Annotated in this window: 13 protein-coding genes; 7 read left to right on the top strand and 6 right to left on the bottom strand. The window is 55.4% G+C overall.

The window, feature by feature from the left end; genetic code table 11:
• The first annotated feature begins 109 nt into the window (after window positions 1-109).
• Complete coding sequence (locus KTE_RS31790) at window positions 110-1,417, top strand: helix-turn-helix transcriptional regulator (RefSeq protein WP_201388670.1); 1,308 nt, start codon at window positions 110-112, stop codon at window positions 1,415-1,417.
• A 61-nt stretch (window positions 1,418-1,478) separates the two neighbouring features.
• On the opposite strand, the gene KTE_RS31785 is transcribed toward KTE_RS31790, so the two are convergent.
• Together KTE_RS31785 and KTE_RS31780 are read right to left on the bottom strand one after the other, a co-directional pair.
• On the bottom strand, window positions 1,479-3,422 hold the full coding sequence (locus tag KTE_RS31785) for a glycoside hydrolase family 15 protein (RefSeq protein ID WP_201388668.1): 1,944 nt from the start codon (window positions 3,420-3,422) through the stop codon (window positions 1,479-1,481).
• Between the two features lie 171 nt (window positions 3,423-3,593).
• Window positions 3,594-3,827, bottom strand: a complete 234-nt coding sequence (locus KTE_RS31780) for a hypothetical protein (RefSeq protein ID WP_201388666.1) — start codon at window positions 3,825-3,827, stop codon at window positions 3,594-3,596.
• Window positions 3,828-3,922: 95 nt separating this feature from the next.
• Between KTE_RS31780 and KTE_RS31775 the strand changes: the two genes are divergently transcribed.
• Window positions 3,923-4,336, top strand: coding sequence for a MerR family transcriptional regulator (locus KTE_RS31775; protein ID WP_201388664.1), 414 nt, complete (start codon window positions 3,923-3,925; stop codon window positions 4,334-4,336).
• Window positions 4,337-4,400: 64 nt separating this feature from the next.
• On the top strand, window positions 4,401-5,177 hold the full coding sequence (locus tag KTE_RS31770; protein WP_201388662.1) for a dienelactone hydrolase family protein: 777 nt from the start codon (window positions 4,401-4,403) through the stop codon (window positions 5,175-5,177).
• 73 nt (window positions 5,178-5,250) lie between these two features.
• On the opposite strand, the gene KTE_RS31765 is transcribed toward KTE_RS31770, so the two are convergent.
• A complete protein-coding gene (locus tag KTE_RS31765) occupies window positions 5,251-5,802 on the bottom strand; it encodes a helix-turn-helix domain-containing protein (RefSeq protein ID WP_201388660.1) in 552 nt (183 codons plus the stop codon).
• Window positions 5,803-5,929: 127 nt separating this feature from the next.
• On the opposite strand from KTE_RS31765, the gene KTE_RS31760 reads away from it, so the two are divergent.
• On the top strand, window positions 5,930-7,213 hold the full coding sequence (locus KTE_RS31760) for an alpha/beta fold hydrolase (RefSeq protein WP_374226851.1): 1,284 nt from the start codon (window positions 5,930-5,932) through the stop codon (window positions 7,211-7,213).
• A 982-nt stretch (window positions 7,214-8,195) separates the two neighbouring features.
• Here KTE_RS31760 and purN read toward each other — a convergent pair.
• Both purN and KTE_RS31750 read right to left on the bottom strand, forming a co-directional pair.
• Complete coding sequence (gene purN, locus KTE_RS31755) at window positions 8,196-8,798, bottom strand: phosphoribosylglycinamide formyltransferase (protein ID WP_201388658.1); 603 nt, start codon at window positions 8,796-8,798, stop codon at window positions 8,196-8,198.
• Window positions 8,795-10,849 (bottom strand): molybdopterin-dependent oxidoreductase, encoded by a 2,055-nt coding sequence (locus KTE_RS31750; RefSeq protein WP_201388656.1) that lies wholly within the window; start codon window positions 10,847-10,849, stop codon window positions 8,795-8,797. The genes purN and KTE_RS31750 overlap by 4 nt, the downstream gene beginning before the upstream one ends.
• Window positions 10,850-11,030: 181 nt before the next feature.
• On the opposite strand from KTE_RS31750, the gene KTE_RS31745 reads away from it, so the two are divergent.
• From KTE_RS31745 to KTE_RS49045, 3 genes are all read left to right on the top strand, one after another.
• The gene (locus KTE_RS31745; protein ID WP_201388654.1) at window positions 11,031-12,326 is read left to right on the top strand and encodes a Gfo/Idh/MocA family protein; all 1,296 of its coding nucleotides are present in this window, start codon (window positions 11,031-11,033) and stop codon (window positions 12,324-12,326) included.
• 212 nt (window positions 12,327-12,538) lie between these two features.
• On the top strand, window positions 12,539-13,726 hold the full coding sequence (locus tag KTE_RS31740; protein WP_201388652.1) for a cytochrome P450: 1,188 nt from the start codon (window positions 12,539-12,541) through the stop codon (window positions 13,724-13,726).
• A 39-nt stretch (window positions 13,727-13,765) separates the two neighbouring features.
• Window positions 13,766-13,891, top strand: a complete 126-nt coding sequence (locus KTE_RS49045; protein WP_255553013.1) for a hypothetical protein — start codon at window positions 13,766-13,768, stop codon at window positions 13,889-13,891.
• Between the two features lie 119 nt (window positions 13,892-14,010).
• Here KTE_RS49045 and KTE_RS31735 read toward each other — a convergent pair whose 3' ends face one another.
• On the bottom strand, window positions 14,011-14,532 hold the full coding sequence (locus KTE_RS31735; RefSeq protein ID WP_201388650.1) for a hypothetical protein: 522 nt from the start codon (window positions 14,530-14,532) through the stop codon (window positions 14,011-14,013).
• Window positions 14,533-14,689: the final 157 nt, after the last annotated feature.

Here is a 14,689-nt window from a genome sequence, read left to right as displayed (position 1 = left end):
ACTTCCCTTCGAAATTGATGCGCATCTCTTTGAAAGAGAGGAGAGCTGAGTTGTATTATACAAGCATTAAGGTGAAGTGGAAATTGTGTATGGTGGAAGGGATCGGAATATGGGAAGACACACCAGGATGCAGCCAAATGAGCTACTGCTGCGTGAGCGTCAGCGCAGAGGATGGACGCGTGAATATGTGGCGGGCCAGATCGGCATCGCTGACGCCAAGACAATTGGGCGCTGGGAGCGCGGAGTCGCCTTCCCCAGCGCCTTTTTCTTACAAAAGTTATGCGAGCTATATGCCAGGCTCCCCCAGGAGCTAGGACTTTTTCGTGACGACCCGCCTTTATATCCGTATCCCGCTTGTACGCATAGCTGCATGCATGCGTTCCCACAGATAATCTATGATCCGGCGCTCCCTCTACCGCAGAAGAATGTGCTTGAGCGCCAGGCCCTATTACGCTCTCTAAAAACCTGTCTCTGTGACCAGGAGTTGCCCGTCTGCGCGGCACTGTATGGCCTTCCAGGCATAGGCAAGACCTCGCTGGCGGTAACCCTGGCTCGCGACCAGGAGATAACGGCCCACTTCTGTGATGGAACGCTGTGGGCATCTTTAGGACCTTCACCCGATCTCGTGGCCTTGCTACGCCATTGGGGGCGTGTCCTGGGGATCAATGAGATTTTTCTAGAGCGCGCGGAAAGCTCGGAGACCCTGGCCATGCTGCTACGCGCCACTATTGGCCCGCGACGCCTTCTCCTTCTCCTTGATGATGCCTGGACGTTAGAAAATGCACAAACGTTACAGGTTGGTGGCCCCCATTGCGCCTACCTGCTCACGACGCGTATACCCGCACTGGCTTATCACTTCGCCAATACTGCTTCCCTCCAGATACCAGAGCTATCCCTGGAGGAGAGCCTGGACCTGTTGGCAAGCTTTATTCCCGATATCCGCGAGGAGCGCTATCAACCGTTGCGCTCGCTTGTCTCTGCGACAGGTGGTTTACCCTTAGCGCTGTGCCTGCTTGGTAAATACCTGCAAGCCCAGGCTAATGGCCGCCAGCCTCGCCGTCTCCAGCATGCTCTGGAATACCTGAGTCATGCCTCTGCGCGCCTGCAATTGCGTATGCCTTCGGCCTTTGATGAACCAGGCGCGACCTGGTCTTTGCACGAGTGTATTGAGCGGACGACGTCGCGCCTGGATGTTTGTGCATTGCGCACCCTGGCTATGCTTGCCATCCTACCCACGAAGCCATTGAGCTTCTCTGAGGGGGCGGCCCTGGCAGCCTGTGCTGGCGTCGGCGATGGGGCGACGCTCGATCTACTGGTAGATGCTGGCCTGCTTGAGGTAAATGACCAGGGGCGCTACCTGCTCCATCCGGTGATCGCGGATTACGCCAGAACCTATCACAAATCTTACGGTGGGTGATGTGGTGTGCTGTGGCAGCCTGCGGCTGCCACAGCACACCACATCACCCACCCAAAAAACATCAAGCAGATTTGTCGTCCTTCCTGCGTTGCTCTGCCCGGTGCAGGGTGGTGGCGCTATTGATGAGTGCGATATGCGTAAGGGCCTGGGGGTAGTTCCCGAGTGAGAGTTTATTCACAGGGGATACCTCTTCGGAGAAGAGCCCCAGGGGACCCGCGCATGCCAGGACGCGTTCGAAGAGTTGGCGGGCTTCTTCGACACGCCCCTGGAGCGCGAGATTCTCAATCAACCAGAAGGTACACATGGTGAAGGTTCCCTCGTCTCCGTTCAGACCGTCTTCGTTGCGATAGCGATAGGCAAAGCCCTGCTGGTCAGTAAGGCGTTCAAGTGTACGCTGGACAGTGCTGACCATGCGTGGATCATCGGGGGCGATAAAGCCTACCAGGGGCATGATTAGGTTTGAGGCATCGAGGGCGGTATCGCTGTAGCGCTGGGTGAAGCTCTGGAGGACCGGGTTATAGCCATGCACCATGATATCTTCATGGATGTTCTGGCGTACCTTCTTCCAGCGTTCCAGGTCGGCCGCCAGGTGGTATCGCTGGGCCATGCGTATGCCCCGGTCGAGCGCGACCCAGCACATTACCTTGGAGTGAACGAAGTGCGTGGGATCGCCGCGTACCTCCCAGATGCCATTATCTGTGTCTTGCCAGTGCTGGCAGACATACTCGACCAGGATGCTCAAGAGCTGCCAGAGAGAACCATTGGGCTGCTCGCCATAACGCTCATAGTTGCCCGTGCTCCAGTAGAGGCAGATGCAATCCAGAACCTCGCCAAAGACATCAAGCTGTTTTTGCTTGACCGCCGCATTCCCAACACGTACCGGTTGTGAGCCGCGATAACCACTGAGGTGCGTGAGGAGCTTTTCTGGTAGTTCGCGCTCGCCACGAATGCCGTACATGATCTGGAGGTCCTCACCGTCTGTATAGGAGAGATGGAGCAGCCAGCGTGTGAAGGCGCGTGTCTCTTCGGTAAAGCCAAGCATGTTGAGGGCATAGAGAGTGAAAGAGGAGTCGCGTAGCCAGGTGTAGCGGTAATCCCAGTTGCGTACACCGCCTATCTCTTCTGGCAGGGAGGTCGTGGGCGAGGCTACAAGCGCGCCTGTAGGTGCATAGCAGAGCATCTTTAGCGTGAGGGCGCTGCGCTTCACCCATTCGGCATAGGGGCCGCCATACTCGCACGCCGCGATCCATTTGCGCCAGCACGAGAGGGTGTGTGATAGCTCCCAATCGAAATTGCGCTGGAGAAGGTCCCAGGACACGAGACGGTGTACCGCGCGCTGGCTACGCCCTACACCAAGCGCGAAGGTCAGGCGCTCGCCTTCATAGAGTGTGAAGTGCGCGATAATGGTCGCATGCCGTGCTTGTGGTCCATGCTCCATATGCATACTAAACGCATGAATGTCATGTATCCCAAGGATGGCCAGGCCGACATGTTGCTCGTGGCTGGTGCAGATGACACCGCTTTTCTCCTCAATGAGCTGGACGGTCGCTGGCGATATAGCATAGTTAGGCGTCGCTTTGAAGCGCATTGTGAGCTCCATATGCCCATCCTGGCAGCTAATAATGCGTACCAGGGAGTGACAGGAGCCGTTTTCGTGCAACCAGGTATTGTTATTGAGGGTCCGATATGACCAGGCGCTCAGGTCCTCAACAGGCATAAAATCCGTAAGCATGACGCGTCCCTGCTTGCCAGTAAAGGTTGTTTGCAAGACATTACTGTTAGGCAGGTAACGCTGTTTTCCTTCTCGCTTCCTGTCCGTAGGCGCAATCTGGAAGTACCCTCCCTGCTCGGCATCGAGCAGGCGGCAGAAGACAGCGGGACTATCAAAATCTGGGAAGCAGCCCCAATCAATTGAGCCATCGGGGGCGACCAATGCCGCTGAGTGGCAGTCGCCGATGACGCCATAGGAATTGATCGGGTGATACCGGTGGTCTGGTTGTGTCATATAACCCACATCCCCTCTATGCAATGGCCCTCGTATGCACAGCCATGATGGCAATGACGCTGCAACTTCGCAGCGCATCTTCATGAGATAAAAAAAGTATGGAATATTGTCAGACAAGACGAAAGGGCTTTTAGGGGGCTAATTGTAGGCTAATGAGCGTTGTAGATAACCCTACATGTGCATCGTGTTGACGATGCATTTGATCTGCTTGACGTGCGGCCGTTCGTGGCTCACCAGCCACTGCGCATAGAACTGCACAGTCCGTTCCAGGACCTTGCCCGCCCCCGTCACCGTTGCCGAGCGTGACCAGCCTTCGTGCGGCAATGGGGAGAGGACGGTCGGGAGGTCAGCGCGCTGCGTGGTAAAGGAGCACAACGAGGGGGGTATTGGTATGAAATGGTGCAAATAACCTCCTTGAATTTTGCCCTGCTTGAGAAATTGAGAAAAAATTCCCTGATACCCCTTGACCTGGAGTTCACTTCAGGTTGTATAGTTCTTGCATGGAAACAGAATTCTCGATCCAACAGGTTGCGGAAAGAACAGGACTCTCCATCGATACCCTGCGCTATTATGAGCGTATTGGACTGCTTGAGCCGGTGAGACGTGCATCAAGCGGCCATCGTCGCTACATGCAAAAGGACATCGACTGGATTGGCCTGGTCATCAATTTACGCGAAACAGGGATGCCTCTCGCGCAGATTCACCACTTTGCCGAGCTTCGCCGCCAGGGAGAAACCACGGCAACTGAGCGCCTGCGTATCCTTGAACAACACCAGTACGCTCTCTCGCAGCAAATGCAGAGGCTGGAGCAGCACATGACAGCATTGCAACACAAGATCGCTCATAAAAAAGCGTTCCTGGCTCAACGTGACGCTCTACCTCATTCCGCTTCTGCTTCTGAGCTGAGTGAATAGGAAATAACGACATCCCTTCAGGGATAAGAGAACAAACAGCAGAAACGAGGAAAGAGGGATTTTCATGTTTCAAGCTACCAAGACGCATGTGATCACGACGGGATATGTTGACATCATGGTAAATGAGGAATCTGGCTCATCCATGATGGGAGCCTATATGGCACGTCCCCAAGCTCCGGGCAGCTATTCTGGGGTGATCGTTGGCTTTGAACTTTTTGGAGTGACCAGTTATATCCGAAATGTTGTAGATCGGATTGCCCAACTTGGTTATGTAGTGCTGGCACCTGATTTTTATCACCGTTCTTTACCTGGCATAGAGCTGGAAGCGACTGTCGAGGGCCGCACTCGCGGTTTTGAATTGTTGCATCAGTTCACCCGCCAGCAAGCGATCAATGATGTGCGCGCCTCAATGATCTACCTGCGCAATGAGGGGAAAAGCTCGAAGATCGGCATGGTGGGTTTAAGCGTTGGCGGGCATATTGCCTACCTTGTTGCCACCCAATTCGATCTCAAGGCAACGGTGGCCTTTTATCCAAGCTGGCTCACCGCTCAGGATATTCCACTAAGCAGACCGACCTCCACGCTGTCTCTAACACCTGGAATAGCTGAACATGATGGATACCTGTTATTGCTTGTTGGTGAACAAGATAGCCTCATCCCGGCTTCGCAACGTGAAGCCATTGCCAGAGAATTGCGGGCAGCCAATGTCAGGCATGAGCTAGTAACCTACCCCGATACACCACACCGCTTCTTTTATGAAGACGGAGAGAGCTATCGCCAGGGTGCGGCAGGTGATGCCTGGCGCCGCATTTGCGAAGTGCTCGCCATTGAACTGGCTTGAGCCGAGAGCTGAGTAAGATTCCCCAGCATAGGGGAATCTTACTCACCCATCAAACAAATACCGACCTATGGACTTACTTCTCAGGTGTCTGTAGTGGCGAGTCCTCGATTGGGAACAGGATCGGGCTGAGAAGGTGCTGCCTGCGGCCCGGCGCGGGTTCGTTTTTCAATTGTGGTACGATTGCCTTGCGCATCTCACTGATCAGTTCGTCACGCTCGTTTGGGCTGAGCCAAAGCGAATGTTGCCGGAATCCTACAGAGTCGGCTGTCGGGTCAGCGTGGCCCCGGTCGAGGTAGGCGTTGAACTCGCCAAGCAAGGCGGTCATCGCCGTGGCGAATGCGCGGCGATAGTCTTCCAGTGATACCGACGCGGCCGCGTCGGCACTGATCACCGCACTCGGTCCTCGTAGCCGGTACCGCCGTTCGACGGTGCCACCCACCTTCTGTTCACCTTCCACCTCGAGGATGCCTCCATCGACAAGTAGGCCGACCTGCCGGTACATGGTGGCCTTCGAGACATCGGGCATCCGAGCGCGCAGTTGGAAAGTCGTGAGAGCTCGCCCACCAGACATGGCGTGCACGATGCGAAGCCTCACTGGATGTAAGAGTAGTTCGATTGTATCCATGATCCTATTGTCTCACTTGTGAGACTATTCTCAATTTTGAGAATATGTGATATCATTCTCAATATTGAGACTACGATATGAAGCCAATATTGAAGAAATACCTAATTATGAGCTAACGTTCGCAAAAATGAGAGAGGAGATTACTAAGTTGACTACAATCGATGCAGCAGTGATCGCCATTACAGTCGTCGAGATGGCTCGGGACGGGCGCTTCGTAGATATTGAGGAGTTGTTCGCGCCGCCGCTGCGGGCGGCAGTATCTGCAGAGACGGTGCGTGTTGCCTGGTTAGCCGAGATAGGCAAAAGTGGCCCAGTTTCCACCATCGGGGAGCCCCTACTCGATCAAATGGGAGAAGGGCTGGTCCGCGTGAGTGTCCCAGTCACGTGTGAGCATGGTGCGCTCACAATGGTTATGTCGGTCGACAGCAAGGGTCTCCTGAACGGTTTTCGACTTGCGCCCCCAGCCACGTCGTGGACCCAGCCAACCTACGCGGACCCGGATAGCTTCGACGAGCGTGATGTCACGGTCGGCGACGACCCGCTTGCTGTATCAGGCACGCTGAGCCTGCCCCATGGACGCGGCCCACGACCAGGCGTTGTGCTGCTCAGCGGAGGAGGGCCATTCGACCGCGACGAAACCAGCGGGTCGAACAAGCCTCTCAAAGACCTCGCGTGGGGGCTGGCCAGTCGTGGCGTGGCGGTATTACGCTTCGACAAGGTGACCTACACCCATAGCCGCCAAGTGGCGAACACGCGCGATTTCACTATGACTGACGAGTATGTGCCGCATGCTGTTGCCGCCGTCCACTTGCTTCAGCAACAGCCGACCGTGGACCCCGCACGGGTCTTCATCCTTGGTTACAGCATGGGCGGTAAGGTTGCCCCGCGCGTTGCCACCACTGAGGTGTCCGTTGCCGGTTTGGTCATCCTGGCTGGTGACGCGCAACCAATGCAACATGCAGCCATCCGCGTAACTCGCTATCTCGCCCAACTTTATCCCGGCCCAGATATGGAAGCTATGATCGAGACGATTACGCGACAGGCCGCGATGGTTGACAGCCCTCACCTGTCCCCGTCGACGCCGACCAGGGAATTACCCTTCGATCTGTCGGCATCGTACTGGTTAGACCTGCGCGGCTACGATCCGGTCATGACTGCGGCAACGCTGGACAAACCAATGCTCATTCTCCAGGGTGGTCGTGACTATCAAGTGACTGTCGAGGATGATCTCTCACGGTGGAAGGCAGGCCTCGGTCATCGGCCTGATGTCACCATCCGAGTCTACGACGCTGATAACCATCTCTTCTTCTCCGGCACAGGTCCATCCACGCCTGCGGAATACGAGCCGGCGCAACACATCGATCCAGCCGTCGTTGCCGACATCGCCGAGTGGCTGATGCCGACACACTGATCCGGGTGTGATTCACATTTTTGCGCTTCTATCTCATAGACGCCACGTTGACGTCGCGGCGATTCATCATCCTGGGGCAACCAAGCAGACGATGACGCATCAATGCCCCCAAGCAACACGCTCTTTTTGCCTTTTTTACGTGATGAGAAGGGAACATTGACGCACGAAAGAAGCGCCTCGACTCCAGATGATGAATCTGCCCGACGTCAACGATTCCACTGACAAATTTTGTCCGGACAAGTTTTGAGCTTGGAAAGCCCTCCATTGCGTGAGGCGGCTTCCCAGGCCGGTAGGGACCAGCTTTAGCGCGTCCGAAGGCGATTCATCGCCTGTGGGCGCAGCCCGAAAGATGCTGAAAAAGACCTTTCATGTCACCATGCGCTTGCCACATCGCAAAAACACGGCTGCGCCGACAGGCCATACATGGCGCTTGGACGCGATAAATCGGGTCCCTACCAACAATTCGGGCGTTTCTCACAAGCCTGTTCGGACAACTTGACAAAATTTCCCAGCGGAATCGTCAACGTGGGGCCTATGGGTTCGCGTGCAAAAAAATGAATCGCACCCCACTGACCCCCAATAGTTGATGGAACTGCCTCAATATGGTGTATTTGCTTCTGATATTTCTAAAAGAGAGAGTAGAAACACATGTCATCCCTTAACCCGCAGCACAACAACGTCAACAAGGTGAAGAAGCACACCCTCTAAGAGAAAACACACGCCGAGCGCTACCTGTCTGGTTTCGATGCCCCGGTCCTTTCACGCTACCAACGGCTTTGGGAGCGTCATGGGCTGGCAACGCTTCGCTTTGAAGTACGCAAGCGTTTGTAGGAACCGATGGTATCGTTTCAGATAGTTCGATGAATTCTTTGTAGGCATCCGATTGATCGACACAGGATGCCTACAAGGCTTTTATATACTCTTGGCGATATGCGCTCTTCTCTCAAAGAGCAAAAGATCTGGGCCTGAGCTTGAAAACAATCTACCACTCTATAAATGTGTCTTGTGCCGCCAGATGTTGCAATACTTCGAGAAAGAAGCCTGGCTCCCGCTCTTTGACGCGTTGACTCAGGCTCTCCACGGTGTCTCCTGACAGGACGGGCACTCTGCATTGAGCAAGGATCTCGCCGTGGTCATAGTGCTCGTCTATAAGGTGGACCGTAATACCAGTCTCGTGCTCGCCTGCCGCCAGCACGGCTTGATGAACATGATCTCCATACATGCCCTGACCTCCATAGTTGGGCAGGAGGGCGGGATGAATATTGAAGATCTGCTGGTGGTAAGTCGCGAGCGTCTGTGGCCCCAGCTTTTTCATATATCCGCTGAGGACCACAAACTGGACCCCGTGCGCCTGGAGGGTGCGCTTGATCTCCTCATCCAACAGTTCGGAAGTAGATTCCGTCTGGAGGCTGAGGTGATAAGCTGGCACGCCAGCCGTCCTGGCAAAGGTCAGTGCCGCAGACTTGCTATTATTGCTTATAACAACGCAAGCCTCGGCGTCCAAGTGGCCAGCCCGTATGGCCCGGTAAATGGTTTGAAAGCTACTTCCGCCATGAGATGCGAGAAAACCCAATTTTAGCTTCATGCCTTGATCCCGACCACTTTGTGTACCTCAATCCAGGCGTCGTAGGTGGCCTGGCCGCCAGGAATGCCCGCAACCGCGTCGTTGGCTGCCAGGGGAACGACTGGCGCGCCGCTGGTAAGCCGGTTCACGCCCGCCCAGCCATCTCGCATCCAGACTACGCCCGGCAGGACATCCTCGGTTATGTGCGCCCTAGCCTCGAAGCTGCCACGCTCATTGTTCATAACAATCAGGCTACCAGTCTCGATCTCGCGCGCCTGCGCATCCTGGGGGTGGATCCATAGCTCTGGTCCTGGATTGACCCTGGCCAGGGTTGGCAAGGCCTGTCCCTCATCGAAGAAGGCGTGGAAGGCGGTCAGCGTGCGGCCCTGGCAGAAGCGCAGGGGATAGGCCTCTCTCTGGGGCATTGTATAAGTTGGCAGTGGCGGAAGGCCCGCTTCCTGTGCGCGCTCGCTCCAGAACTCGACTTTCTTCGATGGCGTATGGTACTGGTGATCCAGGTAGGCGATATGCTCAAGCCCACTTTTCTGCCAGTAGCCGCCGCTCGCTCGTAGATCGTCTACTGTGAGCTTATTGCCAGATGGTGTTTGCTGCTTCGCCAGGAGGGCATTGATATACACCTCTTCGTTGGCCCAGGGAAAGAAGTTTTCTAGCTCTAGCCTGTCTGCGAGCTGGCGCAAGACGGTGATCAGGGAGCGGCACTCGCCCTCTGGCTCCAGGGCGCGTTCCATCAGGTACATATGTGTCGCCGTCTGCTTGAGGCCTATATCCTCCAGCCAGGCCGTGCCGGGAAGAATCAAGTCGGCATAGCGCCGGGCCGTCTCGTTCATAAAGAGGTCAAACGAAACGATACACTTGATCTGTTCTAACCCACGTGCTAACGCATTATTGTCTGCGAAGGTGGAGAGCATATTGCTGCCAAGTACGAGCAGAACGTCGATCTTGCCATCCTGGAACGCCGCGCTAATCGTTGGCATATGACTGGGAATGGGTGCGGGGTTTGGTCTGGCAACGATATCTTGCATGACATTCGCATTGCCATCGCTACGAGGAGAGGCGCCGTGGCGAGGTCCCAGACCGCCGCCCGCGTGACCCAGTTGACCCGTGAGGGCGGGGAGACAGGCAATGGCCCGGCTGGCCTCCCAGCCATGCTGATGCTTGTACATGGAACTGCCACCCAGCACGATCATCGCTGGCGTCGCCGTGGCATAGCGCCGGGCTAACTGGCGAATGCGCTCTGGCTCAATTCCGGTCATCTCCGCCGCCCATTCTGGTGTGTATTGCTGGACGTGCGCGGCGAATTCCGCGAAGCCTAGGGTATGCTGATCGATAAAGGCCTGGTCGCTCAGGCCCTCTTGTAGGATAACATGGGCCATGGCGAGTGCCAGCGCGGCATCACTGCCCGGTTGTAGCAGAATTACTTCGTCGGCGTGGCGCGAGATCTCTGTGCGTCGTGTATCGATATGGACGACATATGCGCCGCGCTTGCGTGCCTCGATCAGGTGCGGCGCCGTGCCTGGCTGGCTGGAGAGGGTCGAACCCCAGAAGAGGATGGTGCGCGAGTTCGCCGCCATATCCTCTTTGGTATGGGTCTCCAGTGTGCCGGTTAGGCCCAGGCCATAGCCGCCCATGTTCCAGCAGACGATTCCCGTGTTCCAGTTCTGGTAACCAGCAAGGATTCCCAGGCGGCTGATCAGCGATGAGGCTATCCCGGTTGTGCCCACGCCATGTCCGCGCCAGAGGCCAACGCGCTCAGGCTGCGTCTGTTGTATGTTCTCAACGATCAGGTTGTATGCCTCGTCCCACGAGCACTCTTCCCACCTGTTCTCGCCTCGTGCTCCAACGCGCCGCAGAGGGTGTAGCAAGCGTTTGGGATTGTCAAAAATCTCGCCCGCCGCTCTGCCACGAATGCAGAGGAAGCCCCGGCTATCCGGGTTATGGACATCGCCCTTGAGCGACACGAGCTTATTCTCTTCAACCTCGACGGTCATACCGCACTGCGTAGGTAGACAGTTCATTGGGCACATAGTTGTGACCTGGCGCCTGGCTGGCATTGGTTTCCCTCCATCTTGCTAGAGCTGATAGTACTCTTCCATACTATCAGATGCTTTGATGAATTGCCAGGTTACCAGACTCACAATTGTCACGAACGTTTTATGTAGCATAGTCTTAAACAGTAGCGGAAGGTGGTATAGTCATTGGTAACTGTGGATGCTATTTGCAAGGAGGGTCTTTATGAAGAAGGTAACTATTGCGTTGATTGGCGCGGGTTCGCGAGGAATGGAGAGCTATGGTAGCTATGCCTTACAGAACCCCTATGAGCTTGAATTTGTCGCTGTGGCCGAGATCAATTCTGGCCGTAGAGCGAAGTTTCAGCAACTGCATAATCTCCCCGCTGAGCGTGTCTTCGCCGATTGGCGTGAGCTGTTGAGCCAGCCAAAGCTTGCCGATGCCGTCTTGATCTGCACGCAGGACCGTATGCACTTTGAGCCAGCCATGGCGGCTCTCCAGGCGGGCTACCATGTCCTGTTGGAGAAACCCATGTCGCCGGACCCGGCGGAGTGCGTGAAGATGGGGGCATACGCGGCTGAGGTCGGGCGCGTCTTTTCCATCTGCCATGTGTTGCGCTTTACCAGCTTCTTCAGTACCCTCAAGCGCCTGCTGGATGAAGGAGCGATTGGTAGCTTGGTATCGATTGAGCATAGCGAGAATGTTGCCTACTGGCACTATGCTCATAGCTATGTGCGCGGCAACTGGCGCAATACCGCGCTCTCCAGCCCCATGATCCTCGCCAAGTCCTGTCACGACATGGATATCCTGCTCTGGCTCGCGGACGCCAACTGTACGCGGCTCTCCTCCTTCGGCGCCCTGACCCACTTTAAGTCGGAGAACGCACCTCCAGGAGCGCCTATGCGCTGTACCGATGGCTGCCCGGCGGCACATACCTGCGCCTATTATGCGCCAAAGTTCTATCTGACAGGCAAGGACGGCTGGCCTGCCTCGGTCGTCAGTGTCGATACCAGCCGCGAGCCCCTGATGAAAGCCCTGGAGGAGGGACCATATGGCCGCTGTGTCTATCACTGTGATAACGATGTCGTAGATCACCAGGTCGTGAGCCTCCAATTTGACAACGATGTCACCGCCGCTTTCACCATGTGCGCCTTCACCGATGACGTGACACGCAAGATCAAGCTCATGGGCACAAAGGGCGAGATGTGGGGAACCATGGCGCGCGACACCAACCAGATCGAAGTCAACGAGTTCGGCACGGGCACACATAAGGTCTATACCCTCTCCAATGAGGGAGGCCCGCAGGGGCATGGTGGCGGCGACTTTGGTATCATACGCGACTTCCTGCGCCTGGTCCGTAGCGAGGGGCGAGAGACTGGCCTGACGGCTGCCGCGACCTCCGTCCAGAGCCACTTGCTGGCCTTCGCTGCCGAGGAGGCCCGTCTCAAGCACAGCGTCATTGAGATGGACGAGTACGGCCGCCGTTGGGGCTTCGAGCGCCTGGTAGCAAATGAAATTTAGCGTTCAGTGGCTAGTGGTTCACAAAATGAATGGAGCGTCCTGGAATGCCTGTGGTTTGGGTGCGCTTCCGGGGCGCTGGCGCGTGGTAGGCAGATATAACATGGCTGCTGAAGATGGCGCATAGCAAGCGGGTATTGATACATGCAGGCGTATAATGAAACAAGGTTCTCAGTTGCTTTGTCTTGTTGGCATAAGAAAGGGGAACAGGTTTTATGCGTCTTCCTGCCTTTATCGATGACCTGAGTATCGAGCCTAGAGTCTATCATGAGCAGTTGCGTGAATGGTGCCGCTCGATGCGCGCATCTCACCCGGTTGTGTTTGATGATGAGAGCAAGAGCTGGCTCGTCTTCCGCTATGAGGACGTGGTGCGTGTGCAGAGCGACTATGCTACCTTCTCCTCTGAGCGGAGCCTCAATCGCGATCGCAGGCCGGGACCCAGAAGAGACCAGCCCAGCATTATCGAACTGGACCCGCCGCGCCATCGCCAGATGCGCTCCCTACTGACGGCAAGCTTCTCGGCCCGTACTATTGCCGAGATGGCGCCCCAGATCGAGCATATAGTCGATGAACTGCTCGACGAGGCGCTTGCCCGTAAGCGCGTGGACTGGATGGATAGCTTCGCCAATCCGCTCCCCGTGATGGTCATTTCCGATATGCTGGGCATGCCGCGCGAGAAGTGGCGCCAGTTTAAGGCCTGGAATGACGCGCTCACCAGCGACGATGAAGAGGCCGAGCAGGCCAACAAGCTCTTCACTGAATACTTTGAGCGCTCGATTGAGGAGCGGAGACGCGAGCCATGCCAGGATATTCTCAGCCTTTTGATCAACTCGGAGGTCGATGGCGAGCACCTCAGCCATGACGAGTTGATCGGCTTCTGTTTTACTCTCTTTATCGCGGGCAATATTACGACGACGAATATCCTGGGCAATGCCTTTCTCTGTTTTGACGCGCATCCCGAGACCTTCCAGCGTCTGCGCGGGCAACCCGAGCTGATTCCCAGTGCCGTAGAAGAGATTCTGCGCTATATGCCGCCATTTCGCGCTGGCCCCAATGACCTTGTGCTTGGGCGCGTGGCAAAGCGAGATGTCGAGATCGGTGGTGAGCAGATCCACGCAGGCGAGTATGTGCAGATCAACCGCCTCTCGGCCAACTTCGATGAACAGGTCTTTCCTGATCCCGAGCGCTTCGACATCGAGCGCAACCCCAATCGCCATCAATCCTTCGGCCATGGCATTCACTTCTGTATTGGAGCGCCCCTGGCCCGTCTGGAGACCAAAATAGCTCTTACAAAGCTTGCCCAGCGCATCAGAGCTATCCACATCGCCGAAGACAAACTCCCTGAGCAGGTGCGTAACAGCCTCCTTTTCGGCATGAAGCGCCTGTTCGTGGAGTTGAGTTAGCGCAAATTGCGAGCGCCGGGCAAATCAAGGGAGGTGTACATGATGCTAAATGTTGAGCATGCACTGGTAGACTTTTTTGTCACCTATGCCTACCACATCTACCTCTTACTGATCCTGCTTGGTGCGCTGGTCTGGGCGATGCGTAGTTGGCGACATCATGCCTGAAGGCTTAGAGGCGAAATTCTAGTGGTGAATTCACGTAGTATGTAAGGTCCATGCTGGCATGGACCTTACATACTACGTGAATTCACCAGTTACTATCGTTTCCTCTCATAATTTGATTTCTAAAAATGGAGTGACCCTGTATACATGAAGTAGAGAAGCAAGGCAACAAGCACGGCAACCAGGAGAAAAATGAGGCTCCCATCATTCGCTGACCCTACTGATCTTTGAGGCCGCTTCGCAAAATAAAAGCCTTCAACTCCAGTCGGTTCTTTATATGCTCCATCATATCTCATATGTGCTCGTGATTGATAATATTCATCATCGGCATATTTTTTCTCTTCCATGTAGAGATCTTCTTGCTTGTGTTGATCCTCTTCCTGAAGCAGCTCTTCTTGCTTGCGCAGCTCTTCCTCTACACGTAGCTCTTCTTGCTTATGCTGCTCTTCCCAACGTAATTCTTGCCGCCTGCGTTGCTCCTCCCTGCGCCACTCTTCTTCCATGCGTAGCTCTTCTTGCTTGCGCAGCTCTTCCCAACGTAGTTCCTCCTGCTTTTTCCATGCTTCCTGTCGGCGCCAATATTCCCGTCGTTGCCACTCCTCCTCCTGTCTATAAAAATCATCATCATAACTATACGGACTCATGAGCAATAACCTTTCTGAGAGATCTCTGACGTCTTTTTCCTCTCTATGTAGTAAGCAAACTGTGAAGCTTGATATCTCTTAATTATGAGGTAAAACGGGCGATAAATAAAGGGCCCATTTGGTGTCTTGCTGGATATCTTCGTCGCTTGCAGGGATG

This window comes from Ktedonobacter sp. SOSP1-85 (assembly GCF_016587415.1).
Taxonomy (GTDB): domain Bacteria; phylum Chloroflexota; class Ktedonobacteria; order Ktedonobacterales; family Ktedonobacteraceae; genus Ktedonobacter.
Note: the sequence above shows the minus strand (reverse complement) of the source record. Positions and strands in the feature narration are given on the sequence as shown.